Here is a 24,553-nt window from a genome sequence, read left to right as displayed (position 1 = left end):
GGTAAATGAAAACAATGGGTAACGGCATGGGCGGGCTGCAGAAACTAAAAAAGGCGCTGGTTTTCCTGGCGCTGGCGTTGGGGTGTCCATCTGTACAGGCGGGGCAATGGATCCCGCTGGATTCATCGACTGATGCAATTAATGGCACGCCGCCGCTGGCTGATAGCGCCAGTATCCCCGTATATCAGGGCAGCGTACAGCTTGATCCCACCAAAACCTACGACATTGAATCTTCCGCCAAACCTGGCGAATTTAGCGTTGATGATACCGCCGCAAAAATAATATTGGCGAACCCGCGGGATACCGAAGGCGATCTGTTTAACACACCGCCGATGTTACGCTGGGAAAACCAGACGCCGCCTGCGGTATCGTTAATATGGGCCGATGCCGCCACGCCAGATACCCCGCTCACCCCGCAACCCGTCGCCAGCCGCTCATTTTGTTCGCAGAATATGGCCGGGCGCACGCTGGTGGCCTGGCCGCAAGTTAGCCAGGAGCAAACGGTTCCGGCGCTGTATTTGTTCACCATGACCGGCGTGCCAAATCAGGGAATCTTGTCGTTGATCGATCAAAAGGTCACGCTGAAAATTGCGCCCGCGCAGGGCGAGCTGGTGAGCGTTGCCGCCAGCGGCTATGACGATACGTTAAAGGCGGCAAAAACCACCGTCGGTGGTACGCTAACGTTAACGGTCACAACCAAAGATTGCCAGGGCAATGTCGCAGGCAATATCCCCTTTATTATCAAACGTAAAGATGCGGAAAACCGCCAGGGCGCGGTGAATAACACTGGCCCGGTCAGGCTGGGAAGTACCGAACTCACCACCACGGCGACGGAGTATCACGGCACGACGGATGCCAACGGCACCGCCACGGTCGCGGTGACGCAGCCAGCGGGGCCGGGCGTGAAAACGCCGCTCGTTGTCAGCCTGGCGGGTATTAGCCAAACCAGCGAAACGGCGGTGATTTTTACCGTACTCACCAGCCCCGACGTGCCGCAGGCGAACATGTGGGGCCATATGGCGGATACCATTCAGGCCCAGCAATACACCTTCACCCGCCCGAAACTGGCGGCGGAGGTGAGCAATGAAGACGGTACGGTTGACGACCACAACGAAACCTGGTCAACCTTTATCTGGAGTGGGGCGGATCAGCACTGCGATATTCTGCCGGGGATGCGCCAGTTCGGCGCGCTGGCAACGGTGGTTCCGACCTCAATTCAGGAAGTTGCGGGCTGGCCGATGCAGAAGGACTACTACTGGTCGTCGCTGGCGGGGATCGCCGGGCAGCACCACGCGGCAGACGTCTCTAACCGTAGTGAAGCGCAAAAGCCGGACAGCACAAAGTTCATCGTGAGCTGCGTAGATAAAGCGGAACCCGACGTAGAGCCGGAGCTTAAGCTGACGCTGGAAAATTATGATGAGAGTATACAGGCGACAAAAGTAGAGGTGGGCGAACAGGTCGCCATGCGCCTGACTATTACCGACAAGAAAGATAATAACCAGCCGCTGCCATATTACTACTTCTCACTGCATCTGGATGATGGCGTCAACCGTAAGGGCGAAACCAGCCCGGATTGGGAGGTTCACCCGGTACAGCTCACGGGCGACAGCAATTTGCAGGAGGTTGATGAGCATAACTATGAGGGGATCACTGACGTCAACGGGCAGGCCAGTATATTGCTGACGAATGCCGGCGGTGCCGGGGTAAAAACGCACATAACGGCGAAGATGCGCAGCAACTTTACTGCAATGGATGCCAAAGACGTGATCTTCACCGTTGTCACCAGCCCGGACAGCGAGTATGCCCGCATGTGGGGACACATGGGCAACGGTATTATGGAAGGCGGCAACCTCTACAAACGCCCGCGCCTGGCAGATGAAACGACGAATGAAGTTGGTTCGGTGCGTGAAAATGACGAAGACTGGGCGCTGTTTGATCAAGGTGCCAGCATGGAAGCCGAGTGCGGCGTTGGGCAGGTTCCGTCGCAAAGCTCACTGGCGAGCTTATACGCAAGCCATCAGGGAAACGAGATCGGTATCGATCATGGTTGGCCGACGGTAAAACAGGATTATCTGACCGCCGTGACGCAACCTGACACCCATGTCTCCATTGACCTGGGTAATGGCGCTGTCGATACCTATTCCGGCCTCAAGCCAAACTATCTCACCTGTTCCGCTAACGAGTTGATCGCGAAGGTGGTGGTCGATACCGACAAAGACACCGCGCCAGATTCAAAACTCGCCAAAGCGAAGGTCGGTGAAAAAATCACCATGACGGTGCATACCGTTAATGCCTCCAACAATGAACCAATACCCAATACGGCCTTTACGATTACCAAAGGGATTGGGCTTGATCGGGCAGGTCAGACATCTGGTTATACTGATCCAACCAGCGGTGCCATCACTATGAACGGCACGCAGTACGGTACTGCGCAGCCATCAGTGATCTACTCCGGCACCACGGACGCGCAGGGCGTCGCCACGATAGAAATTGAACAGCCGCAGGGTGTGGGTTTAAGAACGCCGCTAGCCGTCACGCCGAGTCATTCCGTACTGCCGAATACCATCAACTATTACGTTATTTTTACCGTTCCGACCAGCCCGGATGTGACCGGCGCGCAGATGTGGGGACATATGGACGACACGATTAAAGTTGACTCCATGACCTTTGAACGCCCGAAATTAATCTCGGAAGTGAGTGGTGAACAAAGTTCGTTGACCGAAAGTAACGAAACCTGGGTGCGCGTTGTGCAGGCGGATGTTGAAAATACCGCTGCGGGCGGCTGCGGAGCGAACAAGGTTCCGCGCAGAACGCAACTGACTGCGCTGTACGACGCCAACAGCAACAACGCCATTCAGACCGTTCACGGCTGGCCGACCCAGCGCGAAGAGTACTGGAGCAGCACGCCTGCCGACAAAGTGCCGCATCTCTACGCGACCTGGCTAAATAACGGCTCGCTGGTGAATAACAACGAGCAGCCCATTTATATGAGCTGTTTGACTGCCGCGAACCCGGCGGCGAACAGCATCACGCTGGAAGTGGTGGATCAGGCGCAGTGGAATGGCTCGCTGAGCGCCGCGAAGCTGAAAAAAGGCGAATCGCTACAGGTGAAGGTGACGGTAAAAGATTCGGCGGGCAACCCGATGCCGGACATGCCGTTTACCCTTAATCGCGGCGATGGTTACACCCGCGCAGGCGAGCGCCATGTAGCGGGCAGTGGTGACGGCATTGTCTCTTCCGTGGTTGTCGATGGCGGTCAATCTGATGAGATGACGCTAAACGATACCGCTACGACGTATGGGGGAATGACCGGCAGCGGCGGCAGTAAGATTCTCACTATTACCCGCCCGGATACCTATGGCACCAAAACGGCGCTCACCGCTGCGCTCTACTCCGATCCGACCAAAAAAGCCACGATGGATACCATCTTCACCGTGGCGACCAGCCCGGATAGCGCAAAAGCCAAAATGTGGGGCCATATGCCGGAAACGCTGGAGGCCGGAGGGCTAACCTTCAAACGCCCGCTGCTGTTCGCCGAGTTAACCGGCAACCCTGCGGCAAAACGGAAATCGCCCGAAGAGGATAACGAAGCCTGGGCAATGTTTACCGAAGCGCAGGCGGGAAAGACCAATAATAACGGCTGTGGCGTTGACTATATTCCCACCCAGACCGCGCTGGAGACTCTCGCCAGCGGCTGGCATGGGCATGCGGTTGACGGCTGGCCGATCCAGAAAAATTACGATTCCAGCACGCCGGATGAAAAGAGTAACAGCGATCGTAAATATAAAAACGTGAAGCTGAGCGACGGCACCAGCAGTAGCCTGGCGGCAGCCGATATGGGCTATCTGACCTGCCAGACGACGGCCAATTCAGAGGCGAGCGCCATCGAACTGAGTTCAGCCCAGACGGCGAAATATGATAATTTTGATGCGGTAAAAGTCAGAACCAACTACACAAAGACGGGCGATTTTATCACCATGACGGTGACAACGCGCGATGCCCAGGGGAATCCTAAAGGTTATGTGCCGATTACCCTGAATCATGCCGCCACGGAACCCCGCACAGCGAATGCGACCAATTACAGTAAGATCACCAATCAGGGATCGCTGATTTACATCCACGACAGTTACAACAACCCCAGCATCTATCTCGACAACGGTGAGAAATTTTACAGCATGACCGACGGCGACGGCACGCTCACCCTGACTTTCTGGCAGCAGTATCAAGGTCAGGGAACGCGCATCCCGCTGACGGCGGAAATCGATGATGGCAGTGGAACAACGTCGAACACCCTGAGTGCGATTTTCACCACCGTGACCAGCCCGGATACGCCAAAAGCGAACTTCTGGGGGCATATGCCGGAAACCTTAACGGCGAAAAACGGTAAGGTGTTTGAACGTCCGCAACTGAAAATAGAAGCCGGGTCTTCCGTTTCCTTAGATATTAATAATGAGAGCTGGCAGCGGCTCACCATCAGCGATGCGCTAAGCGGCGCACAGAGCGGATGTAAAGATAAACTGCCTGCTATCAATGATTTGCAATCGTTGTATGAGGCATATCCCTCCGGAACGATAGAGTCTGAACAGGGCTGGCCGCTGGACAAATCCGCGTGGTCGAAACCTTTCTATTGGTCGCGGACGGTCTCCTCAAGTACAGGCTCGCTCAATCCTTCCTATAACTATATCGATCTCAGGGCAGGGAGCGTTGGGCTGATGGCCTACACCTCCGCTGAGACGTATTCTCAGACCTGCCTGAAAAACGCGGAATCGGTGGGTAATATTACCCTGACCGTTGCCTCGGAAAACTGGGACAGTGCGGAGTCTGTCGGGAAGGCGCATAAAGGCGCGCCGCTTCCACTGACGGTCAAAGTCACGCTCACCGACGGTTCGCCTGCGCCGTATGAGTCGGTAGGGATTTTGCGCGGCGTCAGTAAAAACCGCCAGGGGGCGGAAGCCTCCAGTGGCGCCAACACCGATGATTTCGTATTGGATACCTTCGCTCCGGCGCAATCCATACAGAATGTCACGATGGACGGGCAGAGTAATGATAATTATGTGTTTATCCAGACCGATGCACAGGGGCAGGCAACGCTGAATCTCCACCAGGACAACTCGAACGGGTTGAAAACGCCGATAAGCGCAACGGCAATGGGCAGCAGCGCAAGGCCAACCGCCGCGGTTGACGTGATTTTCAGCGTTGTCACCAGCCCGGATACTCCGAAGGCAAACATGTGGGGCCATATGCCGGAAACGGTGAGCAGCGCAGACGGTACAGAGTTTGAGCGGCCAAAACTGTGGGCTGAATTAGGCGCAACCACTGGCGGAGGTATGAATGTCTCTGCGGTGAAATATAATAATGAAGACTGGCCTGCGCTCTATTCTATTGGACAAAGAGGCAATCCCGATAACGACCCTTGTGAAGATGCGCGCCATCCGTCGCTGGGTGAACTTGAATCGTTATACGATCGCTATCCGAATGGCAGCATCGTGGACGCGATTGGCTGGCCGGTGAAACAGGGTGGCTATGCGTGGTGGACCAACGCCACCTGTCCTCCGAAGCCCGGTACGAATGCTTGCGAGTCAATTGATCTGTATACGGAGCAATTGCCTACGAATAAATCTCGCGCCTTCCAGGCGTGCCTGGTACATCCGCACGCTTCCGTATCGAACGTGACGCTCACCTCGACGGCGTTTGATGCCGGTTATCAGGCGGCGGTTGTGAAGAAAGGCGAGGCGATGCCGTTGACCGTGACGGTCAAAGACAGCGCCGGGAAACTGGTGCCGAACGTGGCCTTTACCCTGAAACGCGGCGATGCCTCACCGCGCAACAGCGGGGCTACGTTGTATGGTGATGTGACGGAGATGGACGATATTATCATCCAGCCGTCATCGGGTGCTGCCACGACGTTGACCGACAGCGGGAACGCGATAAGCGGCGTTACCGGCGCAGACGGTACGGCCAGCTTTACGATCCGCCAGGATAAGACGCCGGGTTATAAAACGCCGATGACGGTGACGTTAACCGATAACGCCACGATCGCCTCAACGCTGGACACCATTTTCACCGTACCCACCAGCCCGAATGTCGCATCGGCCTATTTCTGGGGGCATATGGCAGATACAACATCGGTGAACGGCAAGACGCTGCATCGCCCGCTGCTGAAATCGGAAATACCTTCGAATGCGGTAGCGGCGGTTGCGCCGGATGTGAATAATGAAACCTGGGCGCTGGGGCACATGGTTGATTCAGGTAAATGGGATATTAAAGCGCAATGCGGCAGTTCGAGTAATGCGCCTGATGATGACGATCTGGTGACGCTGCATGCCAACTTTAGCGCATTGGGCTGGCCGGCTTCGCCGAGTTTCCCTTATTTATCCTCTCAGCGATGCGGGGTGTACGAAGACAGTGGGGCCCAGGATTGCGCTGTTTTCCCTGGCAGCACCGCAGGATTTGTGACCTGCTTCCAGTAATCGGTCAGCCGGATAAGGCGCTTACGTCGCATCTGGCGCTGACTGGCGTAAATTGCTGGATGGCGGCTGCGCCTTAACCGGCCTATGGATTTACCGTTTTCTTGCGCGGCTTACGTGTTTTGGTTATGGCGCTCACTTCGCTGACCACCACGCCATCGCCAAGTTGGGTAGTTAGCGTATCACCCGCTTTCACCTGTTTAACCTGCTTCAGCACCGTACCATCAGCAGCGCTGGTTACGCTATAGCCGCGTGCCAGCGTCGAAAGTGGGCTTACCGCTTCAAGGTGGGTTATCGCATTACCAAAGCGTTCACGTGTGATACTCAGTTGGGCACGAAGTGTTTCAGTCAGGCGATATTCCAGTTGTTGAATGCGGCGTTGCCCGCGATGGATCTGCGGCTGCGGATTTTGCTGGTTTAGCCGGTGCGTCAGTCGCTGTTGCTGTTGGTTCACGCGTTTAAGCTGATTTTCCAGCGCAAAGCTCATCCGCTTTTGCAGCCGTTCGAGCGTGGTTTGTTGTCGTGCCAGCCTTAATTGTGGATGCTGCTGCTGTAACCGATGATGAATTTGCGTAAAGCGGCGCATGCGATTAGCGAGATAATAATCCATCGCCATCTCCAGTCGCTGTTGAGCAGATTGTACCTGGCGCAACAATTCTTGTTGATTGCGACTCACCATTTCGGCGGCAGCAGACGGTGTTGGCGCACGCAGGTCAGCAACGAAATCGGCAATCGTCACGTCTGTTTCATGGCCGACGGCGCTGACCACCGGAATGGCACTGGTAAAAATCGCCCGCGCCACCCGCTCGTCGTTAAAACTCCATAGATCTTCCAGCGAACCGCCGCCGCGCCCGACGATTAACACGTCGCACTCATTGCGCTGATTCGCCATTTCAATGGCGCGAACAATTTGCCCCGGCGCATCATCGCCCTGAACGGCGGTGGGATAGATGATCACTGGTAGAGACGGATCGCGTCGTTTTAACACATGCAGAATATCGTGCAGCGCCGCGCCGGTTTTTGACGTAATCACCCCAACGCAGTGCGCAGGTGAGGGAAGCGGTTTTTTTAATTGCTGATCGAACAATCCTTCTGTCTGCAATTTCTCTTTTAGCTGTTCGTACTTCTGTTGCAGCAAGCCTTCACCGGCAGGCTGCATGCTTTCGACGATAATCTGGTAGTCGCCGCGTGGCTCATACAACGTAATATTGGCACGCACCAGCACCTGCTGCCCGTGTTGCGGACGGAACGTCACCCGGCGATTGCTGTTGCGGAACATCGCGCAGCGTACCTGGGCGGTATCGTCTTTGAGGGTAAAGTACCAGTGCCCGGAAGAGGGCTGGCTAAAGTTAGAGATTTCGCCGCTGATCCACACTTGCCCCATCTCCTGCTCAAGCAGCAAACGGACGGTCTGATTCAGGCGACTAACCGTAAAAATTGCGGGGGATTGAGATGGTAACATGTGAGCGAGATCAAATTCTAAATCAGCAGGTTATTCAATCGATAGTAACGTGCTGACCGGGGAGCGCAAGCATTATTTGCAAAAAAAGGTGGATGCAACCGATTACGCTCTGTATAATGCCACGGCAATATTTATTAACCACTCTGGTCGAGATATTGCCCATGCTACGTATCGCTAAAGAAGCTCTGACGTTTGACGACGTCCTCCTTGTTCCCGCTCATTCCACCGTTCTGCCGAATACTGCTGACCTCAGCACCCAACTGACGAAAACTATTCGCCTGAATATTCCTATGCTCTCTGCGGCAATGGACACCGTGACTGAAGCTCGCCTGGCTATCGCGCTGGCGCAGGAAGGCGGCATCGGCTTTATCCACAAAAACATGTCTATCGAGCGCCAGGCTGAAGAAGTGAAGCGCGTGAAGAAACATGAGTCCGGTATTGTCACCGACCCGCAGACCGTTCTGCCGACCACTACGCTTCGCGAAGTGAAAGAACTGACTGAGCGTAACGGCTTCGCAGGCTACCCGGTTGTCACCGAAGATTACGAGCTGGTGGGTATCATTACCGGTCGTGACGTGCGTTTCGTTACCGACCTCAGCCAGCCGGTCAGCGTATACATGACGCCGAAAGAGCGTCTGGTTACCGTGCGTGAAGGCGAAACCCGCGAAGTGGTTCTGGCGAAAATGCACGAAAAACGCGTTGAAAAAGCGCTGGTTGTTGACGACAGCTTCCATCTGCGCGGCATGATCACCGTTAAAGATTTCCAGAAAGCAGAACGTAAACCGAATGCCTGTAAAGACGAGCATGGCCGTCTGCGCGTAGGCGCGGCAGTAGGCGCGGGTGCGGGCAACGAAGAGCGTGTTGATGCGCTGGTTGCCGCGGGCGTTGACGTCCTGCTGATTGACTCCTCACATGGCCACTCCGAAGGCGTTCTGCAACGTATTCGTGAAACCCGTGCTAAATATCCTGATCTGCAAATTATTGGCGGTAACGTCGCAACAGGCGCAGGCGCTCGCGCGCTGGCGGAAGCCGGTTGCAGCGCAGTTAAGGTAGGTATTGGTCCTGGCTCCATCTGTACTACCCGTATCGTTACCGGCGTAGGTGTTCCGCAGATCACCGCTGTTTCCGACGCAGTTGAAGCGCTGGAAGGTATGGGCATTCCGGTTATCGCCGACGGCGGTATTCGTTTCTCAGGCGATATTGCGAAAGCCATCGCCGCTGGTGCAAGCGCGGTAATGGTGGGTTCCATGCTGGCGGGTACTGAAGAATCCCCGGGTGAAATCGAACTCTACCAGGGCCGTTCTTACAAATCTTACCGTGGTATGGGTTCCCTGGGCGCGATGTCTAAAGGGTCTTCTGACCGTTACTTCCAGAGCGATAACGCCGCTGACAAACTGGTACCGGAAGGTATCGAAGGCCGCGTCGCTTACAAAGGTCGCCTGAAAGAGATTATTCACCAGCAGATGGGCGGCCTGCGCTCCTGTATGGGCCTGACCGGTTGTGGTACGATTGACCTGCTGCGTACTAAAGCTGAATTCGTACGCATCAGCGGTGCGGGCATTCAGGAAAGCCACGTTCACGACGTGACCATCACCAAAGAATCCCCGAACTACCGTCTGGGTTCCTGATTTTCTTCGCCCGACTCCGCGTCGGGCGATTTATTTACCCTGTTTCACTTGCCTCGGAACAATCGTCAAATGACAGACAATATTCATAAGCATCGCATTCTTATTCTCGATTTCGGATCGCAGTACACCCAACTGGTTGCACGTCGCGTACGTGAGCTGGGCGTCTACTGTGAACTGTGGGCGTGGGATGTTACTGAAGCACAAATCCGTGAGTTTAATCCAAGCGGCATCATCCTTTCCGGTGGCCCGGAAAGCACCACTGAAGAAAACAGCCCGCGCGCGCCGCAGTATGTTTTCGAAGCTGGCGTCCCGGTATTTGGCGTGTGCTATGGCATGCAAACCATGGCCATGCAACTTGGCGGTCACGTGGAAGGCTCCTCTGAGCGTGAATTCGGCTATGCACAGGTTGAAGTCCTGACCGACAGCGCGCTGGTTCGCGGTATCGAAGACTCCCTGACGCCGGAAGGCAAACCGCTGCTGGACGTCTGGATGAGCCACGGCGACAAAGTCACCGCGATCCCGGCTGACTTCGTTACTGTTGCCAGCACTGAGACCTGCCCGTTCGCGATTATGGCGAACGAAGAAAAACGCTTCTACGGCGTGCAGTTCCACCCGGAAGTGACCCACACCCGTCAGGGTATGCGCATGCTGGAACGCTTTGTTCTGGATATCTGCCAGTGCGAAGCCCTGTGGACTCCTGCAAAAATTATCGACGACGCTGTAGCCCGTATTCGCGAACAGGTTGGCGATGACAAAGTGATCCTCGGCCTCTCCGGCGGCGTGGACTCGTCTGTAACCGCGATGCTGCTGCACCGCGCTATCGGCAAAAACCTGACCTGTGTCTTCGTGGATAACGGCCTGCTGCGTCTGAATGAAGCTCAGCAGGTGATGGATATGTTTGGCGATCACTTCGGTCTGAACATTATTCACGTGGAAGGCGAAAAACGCTTCCTCGATGCGCTGGCGGGTGAGAATGACCCGGAAGCGAAACGTAAAATCATCGGTCGCGTGTTTGTTGAAGTGTTCGACGAAGAAGCGCTGAAACTGGAAGATGTGAAATGGCTGGCCCAGGGCACTATCTATCCGGACGTTATCGAATCTGCGGCCTCCGCCACCGGTAAAGCGCACGTCATCAAATCTCACCACAACGTGGGCGGCCTGCCGAAAGAGATGAAGATGGGCCTGGTTGAACCGCTGCGTGAACTGTTCAAAGATGAAGTGCGTAAAATTGGCCTGGAACTTGGCCTGCCGTACGACATGCTCTACCGTCACCCGTTCCCGGGCCCAGGCCTCGGCGTTCGCGTACTGGGCGAAGTGAAGAAAGAGTACTGCGACCTGCTGCGTCGTGCGGATGCTATCTTCATCGAAGAACTGCATAAAGCGGATCTGTACAACAAAGTGAGCCAGGCGTTCACCGTGTTCCTGCCGGTACGTTCCGTTGGCGTAATGGGCGATGGCCGTAAGTACGATTGGGTTGTTTCCCTGCGTGCTGTCGAAACCATCGACTTTATGACCGCACACTGGGCACACCTGCCGTACGACTTCCTGGGCCGTGTGTCCAACCGCATCATCAACGAAGTGAACGGCATTTCCCGCGTGGTGTATGACATCAGCGGTAAACCGCCAGCAACGATTGAGTGGGAATGATTCTTTCTGCTTTGATTCGGTAAAGTAATTTGAAACCCGCTTAACGGCGGGTTTTTTTATGCTTTCAGAAACTTAAAAGAAGAACGTACGAAAAATTAATGACAAGAATAATATCGTACGAATAATCCGGGAGGGAGGGCAACGATAAAAGAGTACTCAGCGATTCGGTTACAGCATAGCGGTATCATTCAGCGCTGCACAGGTGCCTCAATCGTCAGGGTCGTTGATTGTGATTCTTTTTTATCCTGATGATGATGCCACGCGCCGATAGAAGAGTAGACGAAACGCCCAAGGAAGAACATCAAACTGATGAGTAGTATGATTCGAATCATTCGACCATTGAATTGGTGTCGTTTTCGCATACTGGTAGCCTGGCTCACAAAGGGGTCCTTTAACAATACCCACAAACGGGGCGATGTCTACATTAAGGCATAGGGAATCATCGGGGTCAATCAAAGACAATGTAAAAAAACGTCAAACGAATCATTAATTAATGTTATATAAGATAATAATGCTATTTACAAAATCCATTAATTAATCTGCCCCACCGCAAAAAATTGAAACTTTATGTTTTTATGCGCGTTATTTGTTGATTTGTATCAAGCGCTCATGCCTGTTGACCTCTAGAATTCCCAGTCCGAACCGCATGGTAACTTACTTTGCGGGCCACTAAGCCAGGTTGGATGCCTGTCTGAATATACCCAGCAGGATTTGGGATATCCTTAGAGCATCTATGTATTTCTGTAAAACATATAAAAAATATCGTGATTGCTGGTGGGCATTACCGCTTGCTTTGCCCTTGATTTTACTACCAATCATAAAGCTTGCTAATACATATGCATGGATTGATGGGGGCAAGGTATCGCTTTATTATCTGCCGCTGCCATTTATGCTGTGTCTAATGCTTTTTTTTGGCTGGAAAGCGATACCGGGTATTGCTGCGAGCATCTGGCTCTACCTGAGCAAGGATCTCTGTTTTCTTGAGAGAGTCGGTATTGTCCTGCATTTTATTATTCCGCTGGTTCTTGCCTGGGGCGGCTATCGTATTTTTATCCCGCGACGCCAAATGGTTTCTCATGGTGATACGCGGCTGATTGCGCATCGCCTGTTCTGGCAGATGTTCTTCCCGGCGACCGTGTTTCAGCTGTTGTTTCAGTTTGCCATCTACGTGGGGCTCTATCCCAGCCGCAGTGATTTTCAGTGGGTATCGCCGCTGACGTTACGCAGCCTGATTAACTATCAATCGCTGCTGGTAAGCTGTTTAACCGGCGTACCGTTCTGCTACATGCTGATTCGCCTGGCACGTAACCCTTGCTACATTCGCGGGCTGATTTCGCAGATGCGGCTCGATTTCGATCCCAAAGTAAAGTGGATGGAAGTTGTCGCCTGGCTGATTGTCCTTTCATTGCTGCTTGGCCTGCTGCTGATGCCTTTGACCAATCAGAGCACCATTTTCAGCACCAACTACACGTTGTCGCTGCTGTTGCCCGTGACGCTGTGGGGCGCGATGCGTTTTGGCTATCGCTTCATCTCGCCGTTGTGGACTCTGCTGCTGATTGTCGCGATTCATTTCCATTATCACTATTTGCCTATACACCCCGGTTATAGTTCTCAACTGGCGATCACCTCATCCAGTTACCTGGTGTTCTCCTTTATCATTGCTTACATCGCCGTGTTGTCGACGCGTGAGCGAACGATCCATGCCAGAGTGCGGAGGATGGCATTCCTCGACCCGGTGGTACATTTACCCAATCTCCGCGCCCTGAATCGGGCAATTGATGCTGCGCCCTGGTCGGTGGTCTGTTTCCTTCGGATGCCCGACCTGGAAGTACTGGGCCGCCATTACGGCGTGATGCTCCGTATCAACTACAAACAGAAACTGGCAGAGTGGCTGAGCGAGGTGCTGCGGCCTGGGGAAGATGTGTACCAGCTTTCAGGGCACGATCTGGCAATGCGGTTGAATACTGAAGACTACCAGCAACATATCGCGCGGGTAGATGCCAGAGTGAAGCAATTTCGCTATATCTGGAACGGGATGCCGCTTCAGCCACAGGTCGGGATGAGCTACTGCTACATTCATTCACCGGTTTCCCACCTTTCCCTGCTGCTGGGAGAACTGAGTACCATCGCCGATTTGTCACTGATTTCTCACCAGCCGGAAAACCTTCAGCGGCGTGGCGCTCTGCATTTGCAGCAGGAATTAAAAGATAAAGTGGCGATGATGCTACGCGTGCAGCAGGCGCTGGAGAACGATCGCTTTTGTCTGATGGCGCAACCGATCGTCAGTATTCGTGGCGATGATTATCATGAAGTGCTGCTGCGGATGATTGGCGATGACGGGGAACTGATTTCGCCCAATGATTTTCTGCCTGTCGCCCATGAATTCGGGATGGCATCACGAATCGATCTTTGGGTTCTGGAACATACATTGCGCTTTATGGATAACCATCGTGAGCATCATCCCGGAATGCGCTTGTCGGTCAATTTATCGCCGTCTACGGCCTGCGGGCTGGAGTTTTCCCAGCAGGTGGCTGATTTACTGGCAAAATATAATATTGAAGCCTGGCAGCTGATTTTTGAAGTCACCGAAAGCCATTCGCTGAGTAACCCGGAGCAGGCTCGTCAGACGCTGGCAGTGCTTCAGGATATGGGATGCCGCGTGGCGATTGATGATTTTGGCACCGGTTATGCGAGCTATGCGCGGCTAAAACACGTCAGCGCCGATATTCTCAAAATAGACGGCAGCTTTATCCGCAATATCGCGACCAGCAGCCTCGACTACCAAATCGTCGCCTCCATTTGCCATCTGGCGCGGATGAAAAACATGCGAGTGGTCGCGGAGTTTGTCGAAAATGAAGAGATTCGTGAAGCAGCGATATCGCTGGGAATTGATTACCTTCAGGGATATTGCATCGGCAAACCAGCTCCTCTGGAGGAACTGGCTACCGAGCCTTTATCGCCGCGATTAGGCAGCGATTTCCGGTGAACTTTCTTCGGTGATTTTTAACCACCAACCGGAAACGCCTTCCCAATATTCCTGCTCTTTTTCCAGATCGAGCAGGACCAGCGCATTCTGGCTAAACCAGCCGTGGGGGAAACAGAGCGTCCAGTGATGGGCCTCTGTTTTCAGCGTCAGCGTCGGCGGCTTAGTGGTGGCCTGACGTTGATTATTCAGCAGCACGCCAAGGCGCAGTAACTGAATCATCGGCAGGAACTGTTTTTTCTTAAACAGCGTAAAACGTGGAAGATCATCCAGCTTGATGGCCTTCCGGTGGTAGCGCACCAGCGTCGCCATCAGTGACTGCTGTTCCTGATTGAATCCCGGCAGATCGCTGTTTTGCAGAATATAAGCGGAGTGGCGATGCATACCGCTGTGATTAATATTCAGCCCAACTTCATGCAGCAACGATGCCCATTGCAGCAGAGCCGCCAGCTGCGGGTGTCCCAGCTTCGGATTCTGCGCCAGCCACTGTTCATACATATGCGTGGTGGTTTCCAGCACGCGCTGTGCCTGCTCGCGGTCAATGTTGTACTGGTTTGCCAGACTTTGCGCGGTACGGCTACGAACATCCTGATGACGGAAACGGCCTTCCATTTCATACAGCACGCCTTCGCGTAGCGCGCCATCGGACAAACGCAGCTCTTTAATCGCCAGTGAGTCAAAGACTCCGCAAAGAATCGCAAGCCCTGGAACAAACACGTTTTTGCGTTCTTCGGAAAGACCCGGCAAGCTTAGCGCCGAAAAGTTCTTACATTTCAGCACGCCTTCCACCAGCATCTCGAGGCGCTCCGGCGTGATGAAACCATCTTTTTCACCCATTTCGATCAGTACTTCATGGGCGGCTTTTATCGTGCCTGATGCGCCCAGCGCAACGTTCCAGCCCTGAATGCGATATTGCCAGGAGAGCGTCTCCAGCTTTTGTACCGCCGCCAGACGGGCGCGCTGGAAGCTTTCGCGGGTAATCACGCCGCCCGGGAAAAACTGCTGCGCGAAGCTGACGCATCCCATGCGACGGCTCTCAACCAGCTTGGGTTCGAAATCTTCGCCGATCACCAGTTCCGTCGAACCGCCGCCGATATCCAGTACCAGTTTGCGGCCTTTTTCCGGCTGGGTGTGCTCCACGCCCATAAAAATCAGACGCGCTTCTTCATTACCCGAAATGATTTCAATCGGATAGGGGATCACTTTTTCAGCGCGGGTTAAAAATTCCGTGGCGTTCGCGGCCTGACGCAGCGAGTGTGTACCGACGATACAGACGCTGGAAGGGGAGAACCCTTGCAGACGTTCGGCAAACAGCGCCAGGCAGCTTAATCCGCGCTCCATCGCTTCTTCGCTGAGCATATTGTTTTCATCCAGACCATCAGCCAGATGCACACGCTGCTTCAGGCGGCCAATGATCTGCATCGCGCCGTCAACCACACGGGCGATAACCATATGAAAACTGTTCGAACCAAGGTCTACCGCCGCAAATTCCTGCGGGCGGGGGGCTTTGCTTTTTATGGGCATAGGTTATTCAGGTTGTTCAAGTGATTTTATATAGTCGTAGATCGCCTGCTGGGCCCGCACTTTACGGCGGTTACCACGCGGAACATAGCGATTACTCAGCTCTTTATCAATGTAACGTGCTTTGACCGTGTCGCTGAACAGAATCTCGATAATATCGAGAATGCGCTGTTTCAGACGCGGATCGAGCAGCGGCGTCGCCACTTCAATTCGGTAGTCAATGTTACGTGTCATCCAGTCGGCGGAAGAGAGGTAAACCTGCTTGTCGCCGCCGTTTTCAAAAATATAGACCCGGTCATGTTCGAGGAAGCGGTCAACGATACTGATCACGCGGATGTTATCGCTCAGCCCTTCCAGTTCCGGGATTAACGAACACATACCACGAATCAGCAGGTTAACCTGCACGCCCGAGCCTGACGCGGCATACAGCCTGTCGACCAGGCCTTTATCAACCAGGTTGTTCAGCTTGAGCGTAATGCCCGCTTTCTGGCCGTTTTGCGCGTTGGCGATTTCCCGGTCAATCATCTCATAGAGCAGACGGCGGGAGTTTTGCGGTGACACCATCAGGTAATCGAAGGTGACTGGGCGATACGGGTTCTCAATAAAGTTGAAGACCCGACGCACTTCGTTGGTGATCCGCGCGTCGGCGGTCAGCAACGAGTAGTCGGTATAAATACGCGCGGTTTTCTCGTTAAAGTTCCCGGTACCGATATGGGCGTAACGCACCACATCTTCGCCTTCTTTACGCGAAATGAGGAACAGTTTGGCGTGAATTTTGAGCCCTGGCGCCGAGAAGATAACGTGAACGCCCGCTTCCGTCAGGCGCTTGGCCCAATGGATGTTGGCCTCTTCATCGAAACGCGCCTGTAACTCCACCACTACTGTCACTTTCTTGCCGTTGTGCGCAGCGTGGATCATGGCGTCGATGATGCGGGAATCTTTGGCCACGCGGTAAATGTTAATTTTGATAGCCAGCACGCTCGGATCGAATGACGCCTGGCGCAGCAGCTCCAGCACGTGCTCAAACGTGTGATACGGATAATAAAGCAGCACATCGCGTTCGCGGATGGCATCAAAACCGTTGCGGAATTTGTCGAACCAGATATGGCGCAAGCGCGGCATCGGTTTATTAACCAGATTGGCTTTGCCGACGTTCGGGAAGCCAATAAAGTCTTTAAAGTTATGATAGCGGCCACCCGGAACGATGGAGTCGTAGCGGGAGATCGTGAGCTTTTTACGCAGCATTTCCACCATCGCATCTGGCATATCGCGCTGATACACAAAACGCACCGGCTCGGCGGTCAAACGTTGCTTCAGACTGGAGGACATCAGCTCCATCAGGCTCGATTCCATTTCGTGTACCAGATCGTATTCGGCATCACGGGTCATTTTCATCGAGTAGGCGTTCAGAGCATCGTAATCAAAGAAGCCTTTGAAAATATCATCCAGACAGTAGCGAAGAATGTTATCCAGCAGAATCATCGGTTTGCGACGGCGAGGCGTTTCCGGCGGCAGATTCACAAAGCGTGGAACCTTATCAGACGGAATTTCCAGCAGCGCATAGTTAGTTTCATTGCCGCGAATAATCTCCACCGCCAGATAGGTGTAATCATCCTTCAGGAACTGCACCAGGTCCGTTTCCCGGTTCAACAAAATCGGGGTAATGTGCTGACGCAATTGATGTTTAAAGTAATGACGCAGCCAGCTTTGCTGATTCACTGAAAGCTGACGCTCGTTAATCAGGAAGATCTGATTACGCGCCATTTCCAGCAGCAGTTCGTTATAGAGACCGTCGAATTCCTGATCGGCTTTCAGTACGCGGGATTGGATCTTGCCCAACAGATGACGAGAGTGGGCAGTGATGCCCTGTTCTTCGCTGATGATGATGCGCCGCTTCAGTTCGGCGAAACGCACTTTGTAGAATTCATCCAGGTTATTGGAATAAATCCCCAGAAAACGCATGCGCTCAATCAGCGGATTGCTTTTATCCGCGGCTTCCTGGAGAACCCGCTCATTGAAGGATAACCAGCTTAGCTCTTTCTCGATATACAGTTTGTCCTGACCCATTACTACTTACACTCCGTTCCATCCACGCGTTATGGCCTGGCTATTATGGCGAGCATTCCAGTTGAATGTCCAACTGTGCCAGAAGAGTATGACACTTATTAAGCGGTGGCAGGGAAATTCATGACCAGAATACTATTCGCCGGGCGGCTTTGGTGGGAGGATTGCTTGTATTGAAATCACCGCAGCGGAAACTGCGGTGAATAAAATTACTCATCTTCAGACGCATAACCACTGACTGGTAGTTTTACGCCATCCAGCCAGGCGCTGTTTTCGCGCATGGCCAGGCGGCCTTCAACAAACCAGCTCACCACCAGCGGGTATATGGCATGTTCCTGAGCCTGCACGCGCGCGGTGATATCGGCTTCGTCGTCACCGTCAAACACGGGGACTTTGGCCTGTAAAATCACTGGCCCGCCGTCCAGTTCTTCGGTGACAAAGTGTACCGAGGTGCCGTGTACAGCATCGCCGTTTTCCAGCACCTGTCGATGGGTATCGAGGCCGGGATATTTTGGCAGCAGGGAAGGGTGGATATTCAGCAAACGCCCCTGATAGTGGCTGACAAACTCGGCGCTCAGAATGCGCATATAGCCTGCCAGCACCACGATATCCGGCGCATAAGCGTCGATTTCGTGCATCAGTTCGCGATCGAACGCTTCACGGCTGGCGTACTGGCTGGCGGTTAACGCATGCTGTGGGATACCTGCATCAAGGGCGCGCTCAAGGCCGAACGCGTCGGCCTTATTGCTGAATACCGCACGAATGGTGCCCTTTATTCTCTTCTGCGCACAGGCGTCGATAATTGCCTGTAAGTTGCTTCCGTTGCCGGAAATGAGCACCACGATATTTTTCATTATTCGATGACCACACGCTGTTCGGAATCAGTGGCTTTGATATAGCCGATTTTCCACGCGTTTTCACCTTTTTCGTTCATCAGGGCGATGGCTTTATCCGCTTCGTCGGCTGCCAGCGCAATCACCATACCCACGCCGCAGTTAAAGGTGCGGTACATTTCATGACGGCTAACGTTACCTGCGTCCTGCATCCAGTTAAAGATGGCCGGCCACTGCCAGGAAGACTCGTCAATCACCGCCTGAGTGTTATCCGGCAGCACGCGCGGGATGTTTTCCCAGAAACCGCCGCCGGTAAGGTGAGCGATGGCGTGAACGTCAACGTTTTCGATCAGTTCCAGAATGTTTTTCACGTAGATACGGGTTGGCGCCAGCAGATGGTCGGCGAGGGACTTGCCTTCCAGCTGTGTGGTTTCCGGGTCGCAACCGCTGACTTCCACGATTTTACGCACCAGTGAATAACCGTTAGAGTGCGGGCCGCTGGAGCCCAGCGCGATCAGCACGTCGCCGTCGGTGACTTTTGAGCCATCGATGATTTCTGATTTTTCTACCACCCCGACGCAGAAGCCTGCCACATCGTAATCTTCACCGTGGTACATGCCCGGCATTTCCGCCGTTTCGCCGCCCACCAGGGAGCAGCCAGACTGTAAACAGCCTTCCGCGATGCCGTTGATTACGCTGGCCGCGGTGTCGACGTCCAGTTTGCCGGTGGCGTAGTAGTCGAGGAAGAACAGGGGCTCAGCGCCCTGAACAACAAGGTCGTTCACACACATGGCGACGAGGTCGATACCGATGGTGTCGTGACGCTTTAAATCCATTGCCAGACGCAGCTTGGTGCCAACGCCGTCAGTGCCAGAGACCAGCACCGGCTCACGATACTTTTGCGGCAGCGCGCACAATGCGCCGAATCCACCTAATCCACCCATCACTTCCGGGCGACGGGTTTTCTTCACCGTACCCTTGATTCGGTCAACCAGAGCGTTTCCTGCGTCAATATCAACACCGGCATCTTTATAGCTGAGAGAGGTTTTGTCGGTCACTGCTAAGTCTCCACGCGTTTGCGTTAGCAAGAAAAATCGGCGCAATTCTAACAGTCTAAGCAAACGTTTGCGAGCCCATTATGCATCCATTTTTCAGGGCGTGGATTTTTGCCGTTCGGCCTGAGAACGCGGTCAAGTTTGATACCGTTCACGAAAATGAAACCGGGTACATTTTTGTCCTTGCATCAGTTGCGTTGAATGCACATGATGCCACTGAAACCGGTTTCTGTTTTGGCGAAAACGAGAAGTCAGCGTGTCGTTTTACCATTCTGGAGGGATGAGAACGATGAGCATTGCAGCATTTGATATTGGCGGCACCGCGCTAAAAATGGGCGTAGTGGACGCGCAGGGCACGATTGTAGAGAAAGGCAAAGCGACGATTGTCGATAGCGACGGCGACCAAATTTTGCAGGCAATGCTCGACTGGGTTGCTGCGCATCCTCACTGTACGGGCATCGCTATCAGCGCACCGGGCTATGTTAATCCTCATACCGGATTTATCGAAATGGGCGGCGCTATCCGTCGCTTCGATAACTTTGCGATGAAAGCGTGGCTGGAGGCGAAAACATCGCGCCCCGTAACGGTCGAAAACGACGCCAACTGCGTGCTGCTGGCGGAGCGCTGGCTTGGTAAAGCCACGAGCATGAATGATTTTCTGGTGCTGACTATCGGCACCGGTATCGGCGGCGCGATTTTCTGCAACGGCAAACTGGTTCACGGCAAGCGCTTTCGCGCCGGTGAGTTTGGTTACATGTTCACCGATCGGCCCGCCTCGCGCCATGTAACAAATTACACCATGAACACAACCTGTACGCTGCGCGTGTTGCGTAAACGCTATGCCGATAGCCTTGGGCAGCCGCTCGATGCCATCACCGGCGAAGCGGTTTTTGATGCCTATGAAGCCGGCGATCGCGCGGCGCTTCGCCTGGTCGATGATTTCCTTAACGGCATCGCCACCGGGCTCTATAACCTGGTCAATCTTTTCGATCCTGAAACCATTTTTATTGGCGGCGGCATTATTGAACGCCCTGGATTCCTGGCGTTGCTGCGTGAGCATTTGCGCTGGTTCGGTATCGACGACTTCGTGTGTGCGGCAAGCCAGGGCAACGACGCCGGGCTGCTGGGCGCGGTTTACCATTTCAATCAACAGAACGCGACTGTTTAATGAGGGAAAGCTATGTCTGGATTTAAAGCGGGATTTCTGTGGGGCGGCGCGGTGGCTGCGCATCAGCTGGAAGGTGGCTGGCAGGAAGGCGGGAAGGGCATCAGCGTGGCTGATGTAATGACGGCGGGTGCGCACGGCGTGCCGCGTGAAATCACCGATGGCGTATTGTCCGGCAAAAATTACCCCAATCATGAAGCCATTGATTTCTATCATCGCTATAAAGACGATCTCAAACTGTTTGCCGAAATGGGCTACAAGTGTTTCCGAACCTCTATCGCCTGGACGCGTATTTTTCCTAAAGGCGACGAACTGGAACCGAATGAAGCCGGATTGCAGTTCTATGACTCTCTGTTTGATGAGTGCCTGAAGCTCGGCATTGAGCCGGTGATCACCCTATCGCACTTCGAGATGCCGTATCACCTCGTCACCGAATATGGCGGCTGGCGTAACCGTAAACTCATCGACTTTTTCGTACGCTTTGCACAGGTCGTTTTCGCGCGCTATCAGCACAAAGTGAAGTACTGGATGACCTTTAACGAGATCAACAACCAGGCCAACTTCCACGAAGATTTCGCCCCGTTTACCAACTCCGGGCTCAAATATCAGCCGGGTGAAGATCGCGAGCCGGTGATGTATCAGGCGGCGCACTACGAGCTGGTGGCCAGCGCCCTGGCAGTAAAAGCGGGGCGTGAAATTAATCCTTCGCTGCAAATCGGCTGCATGATTGCCATGTGTCCTATCTATCCGCTGACCTGCGCGCCTAACGACATGATGATGGCGATGAACGCCATGCATCGCCGCTACTGGTTCACCGATGTGCACGTACGCGGGAAATATCCACAACATTTGCTGAACTACTTCGAACGTCGCGGATTTGCACTGGATATCACCGAAGAAGACAAACAGGCGTTGACTCAGGGCTGTGTCGATTACATCGGTTTTAGTTATTACATGTCGTTTGCCACCAAAGCGACCGACGATAACCCGCAGCTTGATTACGATGAAACCACCAGTCTGGTCTCTAACCCCTACGTGCAGAAATCCGACTGGGGCTGGCAGATTGACCCGGTAGGGCTGCGTTACTCGCTGAACTGGTTCTACGACCACTATCAGTTGCCGCTGTTTATCGTCGAAAATGGCTTTGGCGCAATCGACGTGCTGGAAAGCGACGGTACGGTGAACGACCAGTACCGTATCGATTATCTCGCGGCGCACATTAGCGAGATGAAAAAAGCGGTTGTGGAAGATGGCGTTGACCTGATGGGCTACACCCCATGGGGCTGTATTGACCTCGTTTCCGCAGGCACCGGCGAGATGAAAAAACGCTACGGCTTTATCTACGTTGATAAAGATAACGAAGGCAATGGCACGCTGGCGCGCAGCCGTAAAAAATCCTTCAACTGGTATAAAGAGGTGATCGCCTCTAACGGCGAGAAGCTGTAATTGCTTTTAAGCGGTCAACCCCGGTTGGCCGCTTTCCTTTCACAACGCGTGTCTGCGCCGATAATCGTTTCTCTCTTCACAGCAACCCCGCCTATGCTTGATCAGCATCAAGTAAAAAAATGTTGCCGGCGAAAAGAATGGCGGTATAATCCGTCGATTTTTTTTGTGGCTGCCCTATTCAAAGGAGAAAGAGAATGAAGATTGTGGAAGTGAAACACCCACTCGTCAAACACAAGCTAGGCCTGATGCGCGAGAACGATATCAGTACTAAACGCTTCCGTGAACTCGCCTCCGAAGTTGGCAGCTTACTGACATATGAAGCGACAGCCGATCTGGAAACCGAAAAAGTCACTATCGAAGGCTGGAATGGCCCGGTAGAAATCGACCAGATTAAAGGCAAGAAAATTACCGTTGTGCCAATCCTGCGCGCGGGCCTTGGCATGATGGACGGCGTGCTGGAAAATGTTCCGAGCGCGCGTATCAGCGTTGTGGGTATGTACCGCGACGAAGAGACGCTGGAGCCGGTACCGTACTTCCAGAAACTGGTTTCCAATATTGATGAGCGTATGGCGCTGATCGTTGACCCGATGCTGGCAACCGGCGGTTCCGTTATCGCCACCATCGACCTGCTGAAAAAAGCGGGCTGCAGCAGCATTAAAGTGCTGGTGCTGGTCGCGGCGCCAGAAGGCATCGCTGCGCTGGAAAGCGCGCACCCGGACGTCGAGCTGTACACCGCATCCATTGACCACGGGTTAAACGAGCACGGATACATTATTCCGGGCCTCGGCGACGCCGGTGACAAAATCTTTGGTACTAAATAAGATAATAAATCATAAAGAGCCGACTTAAGAGTCGGCTTTTTTTTGAATAAAACTAAATGCAAAATCTAATAACACTGAGGAAAACATTATGACGCGCCGTGCTATCGGAGTGAGTGAACGACCGCCGCTGTTACAGACGATCCCGCTTAGCTTGCAGCACTTGTTCGCCATGTTTGGTGCCACCGTTCTGGTGCCAGTCCTGTTTCACATTAACCCGGCAACCGTGCTGCTGTTCAACGGTGTCGGCACTTTGCTTTACCTCTTTATCTGTAAAGGCAAAATTCCGGCGTATCTGGGCTCGAGTTTTGCGTTTATTTCACCGGTAATGCTCCTGCTGCCGTTGGGATACGAAATGGCGCTCGGCGGCTTTATTATGTGCGGCGTGCTGTTCTGTCTGGTGTCGTTTATCGTGAAAAAAGCCGGTAGCGGCTGGCTGGATGTGATGTTCCCTCCGGCGGCGATGGGCGCAATCGTTGCCGTCATCGGTCTTGAACTGGCCGGCGTGGCGGCGAACATGGCGGGCCTGCTGCCAGCGGAAGGGCAAACGCCGGATAGCAACACCATCATTATCTCTATGGTAACGCTTGCGGTCACCGTATTTGGTTCAGTTCTGTTCCGCGGCTTCCTCGCCATTATCCCTATTCTTATTGGTGTGCTGGTGGGCTATGCGCTCTCCTTCGTGATGGGCGTTGTCGATACCACGCCGATTGCGCAGGCGCACTGGTTCGCGCTGCCAACTTTCTACACCCCGCGCTTTGAATGGTTCGCTATTCTGACGATTCTGCCTGCTGCGCTGGTGGTGATTGCCGAGCACGTCGGCCACCTGGTGGTGACCGCGAATATCGTTAAAAAAGACCTGATTCGTGACCCGGGCCTGCACCGTTCTATGTTCGCTAACGGTCTGTCGACGATTATCTCTGGTTTCTTTGGCTCCACGCCAAACACCACTTACGGTGAAAACATTGGCGTGATGGCGATTACCCGCGTCTACAGTACCTGGGTTATCGGCGGCGCAGCGGTGATTGCGATTCTGCTCTCCTGCGTCGGTAAACTGGCTGCGGCCATCCAGATTATCCCGCTGCCGGTGATGGGTGGTGTATCTCTGCTACTGTACGGCGTGATTGGCGCATCCGGTATTCGCGTCCTGATCGAATCGAAAGTGGACTACAGCAAAGCGCAAAACCTGATCCTGACCTCTGTGATTCTGATCATCGGCGTCAGCGGCGCGAAAGTGCACATTGGGGCTGCGGAGCTGAAAGGCATGGCGCTGGCGACCGTTGTGGGCGTCTGCCTGAGCCTGATCTTCAAACTGATTAGCGTGCTGCGCCCGGAAGAAGTGGTGCTGGATGCTGACGACAGCGACGTCTCCACCCGCTGATCCTCTGACCGGGCGGTACGCCGCCCGGTTCTCTCATGGGATAATTCTGTGATAAACTCATCGCGTTTTTACGTAAGCTCATG

14 protein-coding genes are annotated in these 24,553 nt (G+C 53.8%); 8 read left to right on the top strand and 6 right to left on the bottom strand.

The features are described 5' to 3' along the window. Positions 1-26: 26 nt before the first annotated feature. Positions 27-6,470 carry an adhesion domain-containing protein gene (locus AC1MKH_RS18140; RefSeq protein WP_442961937.1) on the top strand — a complete coding sequence of 2,148 codons (6,444 nt, stop codon included), beginning with the start codon at positions 27-29 and terminating at the stop codon, positions 6,468-6,470. An 82-nt stretch (positions 6,471-6,552) separates the two neighbouring features. Here the strand turns inward: AC1MKH_RS18140 and xseA are convergent, their stop codons facing one another. Next, the gene (gene xseA, locus AC1MKH_RS18135; protein WP_276219422.1) at positions 6,553-7,929 is read right to left on the bottom strand and encodes an exodeoxyribonuclease VII large subunit; all 1,377 of its coding nucleotides are present in this window, start codon (positions 7,927-7,929) and stop codon (positions 6,553-6,555) included. 161 nt (positions 7,930-8,090) lie between these two features. Between xseA and guaB the strand changes: the two genes are divergently transcribed. Continuing rightward, positions 8,091-9,557, top strand: a complete 1,467-nt coding sequence (gene guaB, locus AC1MKH_RS18130) for an IMP dehydrogenase (protein WP_149464784.1) — start codon at positions 8,091-8,093, stop codon at positions 9,555-9,557. Positions 9,558-9,626: 69 nt separating this feature from the next. Further along, a complete protein-coding gene (guaA, locus tag AC1MKH_RS18125) occupies positions 9,627-11,204 on the top strand; it encodes a glutamine-hydrolyzing GMP synthase (RefSeq protein ID WP_276219424.1) in 1,578 nt (525 codons plus the stop codon). 188 nt (positions 11,205-11,392) lie between these two features. On the opposite strand, the gene AC1MKH_RS18120 is transcribed toward guaA, so the two are convergent. After that, entirely contained in the window at positions 11,393-11,584 is a 192-nt protein-coding gene (locus tag AC1MKH_RS18120; RefSeq protein ID WP_276219426.1) for a YfgG family protein, read from the bottom strand. Positions 11,585-11,937: 353 nt separating this feature from the next. On the opposite strand from AC1MKH_RS18120, the gene AC1MKH_RS18115 reads away from it, so the two are divergent. Further along, the gene (locus AC1MKH_RS18115) at positions 11,938-14,190 is read left to right on the top strand and encodes a sensor domain-containing phosphodiesterase (RefSeq protein WP_276219428.1); all 2,253 of its coding nucleotides are present in this window, start codon (positions 11,938-11,940) and stop codon (positions 14,188-14,190) included. Here the strand turns inward: AC1MKH_RS18115 and ppx are convergent. The 4 genes from ppx to purM form a co-directional block, all read right to left on the bottom strand. Beyond that, positions 14,170-15,711: an exopolyphosphatase gene (ppx, locus tag AC1MKH_RS18110; RefSeq protein ID WP_276219430.1), complete on the bottom strand. Its 1,542-nt coding sequence runs from the start codon at positions 15,709-15,711 to the stop codon at positions 14,170-14,172. The genes AC1MKH_RS18115 and ppx overlap by 21 nt on opposite strands. 3 nt (positions 15,712-15,714) lie before the next feature. Next, complete coding sequence (ppk1, locus tag AC1MKH_RS18105) at positions 15,715-17,775, bottom strand: polyphosphate kinase 1 (RefSeq protein ID WP_276219432.1); 2,061 nt, start codon at positions 17,773-17,775, stop codon at positions 15,715-15,717. A gap of 206 nt (positions 17,776-17,981) precedes the next feature. After that, a complete protein-coding gene (purN, locus tag AC1MKH_RS18100; protein WP_276219434.1) occupies positions 17,982-18,626 on the bottom strand; it encodes a phosphoribosylglycinamide formyltransferase in 645 nt (214 codons plus the stop codon). Then, on the bottom strand, positions 18,626-19,663 hold the full coding sequence (purM, locus tag AC1MKH_RS18095; protein WP_015963454.1) for a phosphoribosylformylglycinamidine cyclo-ligase: 1,038 nt from the start codon (positions 19,661-19,663) through the stop codon (positions 18,626-18,628). Before purM ends, purN begins: the two co-directional genes overlap by 1 nt. Positions 19,664-19,949: 286 nt before the next feature. On the opposite strand from purM, the gene bglK reads away from it, so the two are divergent. From bglK to uraA, 4 genes are all read left to right on the top strand, one after another. Then, positions 19,950-20,828, top strand: a complete 879-nt coding sequence (bglK, locus tag AC1MKH_RS18090; RefSeq protein WP_276219437.1) for a beta-glucoside kinase BglK — start codon at positions 19,950-19,952, stop codon at positions 20,826-20,828. A gap of 12 nt (positions 20,829-20,840) precedes the next feature. Then, positions 20,841-22,271 (top strand): 6-phospho-beta-glucosidase, encoded by a 1,431-nt coding sequence (locus tag AC1MKH_RS18085; protein WP_276219440.1) that lies wholly within the window; start codon positions 20,841-20,843, stop codon positions 22,269-22,271. Positions 22,272-22,465: 194 nt separating this feature from the next. Then, positions 22,466-23,092, top strand: a complete 627-nt coding sequence (gene upp, locus AC1MKH_RS18080) for a uracil phosphoribosyltransferase (protein WP_015963457.1) — start codon at positions 22,466-22,468, stop codon at positions 23,090-23,092. A gap of 88 nt (positions 23,093-23,180) precedes the next feature. Then, the gene (gene uraA, locus AC1MKH_RS18075; RefSeq protein ID WP_276219442.1) at positions 23,181-24,470 is read left to right on the top strand and encodes a uracil permease; all 1,290 of its coding nucleotides are present in this window, start codon (positions 23,181-23,183) and stop codon (positions 24,468-24,470) included. Positions 24,471-24,553 lie beyond the last annotated feature (83 nt).

This window comes from Pseudocitrobacter sp. CD920760, from assembly GCF_057782505.1.
The sequence above is the reverse complement of the archived record's forward strand: the minus strand, read 5'-3'. Positions and strand labels throughout refer to the sequence as shown.

Coding starts and splice junctions, on each gene's coding strand:
- AC1MKH_RS18140 (WP_442961937.1), top strand. CDS start 27: ATGGGCGGGCTGCAGAAACTAAAAAAGGCGCTGGTTTTCCTGGCGCTG.
- xseA (WP_276219422.1), bottom strand. CDS start 7,929: ATGTTACCATCTCAATCCCCCGCAATTTTTACGGTTAGTCGCCTGAAT.
- guaB (WP_149464784.1), top strand. CDS start 8,091: ATGCTACGTATCGCTAAAGAAGCTCTGACGTTTGACGACGTCCTCCTT.
- guaA (WP_276219424.1), top strand. CDS start 9,627: ATGACAGACAATATTCATAAGCATCGCATTCTTATTCTCGATTTCGGA.
- AC1MKH_RS18115 (WP_276219428.1), top strand. CDS start 11,938: ATGTATTTCTGTAAAACATATAAAAAATATCGTGATTGCTGGTGGGCA.
- ppx (WP_276219430.1), bottom strand. CDS start 15,711: ATGCCCATAAAAAGCAAAGCCCCCCGCCCGCAGGAATTTGCGGCGGTA.
- ppk1 (WP_276219432.1), bottom strand. CDS start 17,775: ATGGGTCAGGACAAACTGTATATCGAGAAAGAGCTAAGCTGGTTATCC.
- purN (WP_276219434.1), bottom strand. CDS start 18,626: ATGAAAAATATCGTGGTGCTCATTTCCGGCAACGGAAGCAACTTACAG.
- bglK (WP_276219437.1), top strand. CDS start 19,950: ATGAGCATTGCAGCATTTGATATTGGCGGCACCGCGCTAAAAATGGGC.
- AC1MKH_RS18085 (WP_276219440.1), top strand. CDS start 20,841: ATGTCTGGATTTAAAGCGGGATTTCTGTGGGGCGGCGCGGTGGCTGCG.
- upp (WP_015963457.1), top strand. CDS start 22,466: ATGAAGATTGTGGAAGTGAAACACCCACTCGTCAAACACAAGCTAGGC.
- uraA (WP_276219442.1), top strand. CDS start 23,181: ATGACGCGCCGTGCTATCGGAGTGAGTGAACGACCGCCGCTGTTACAG.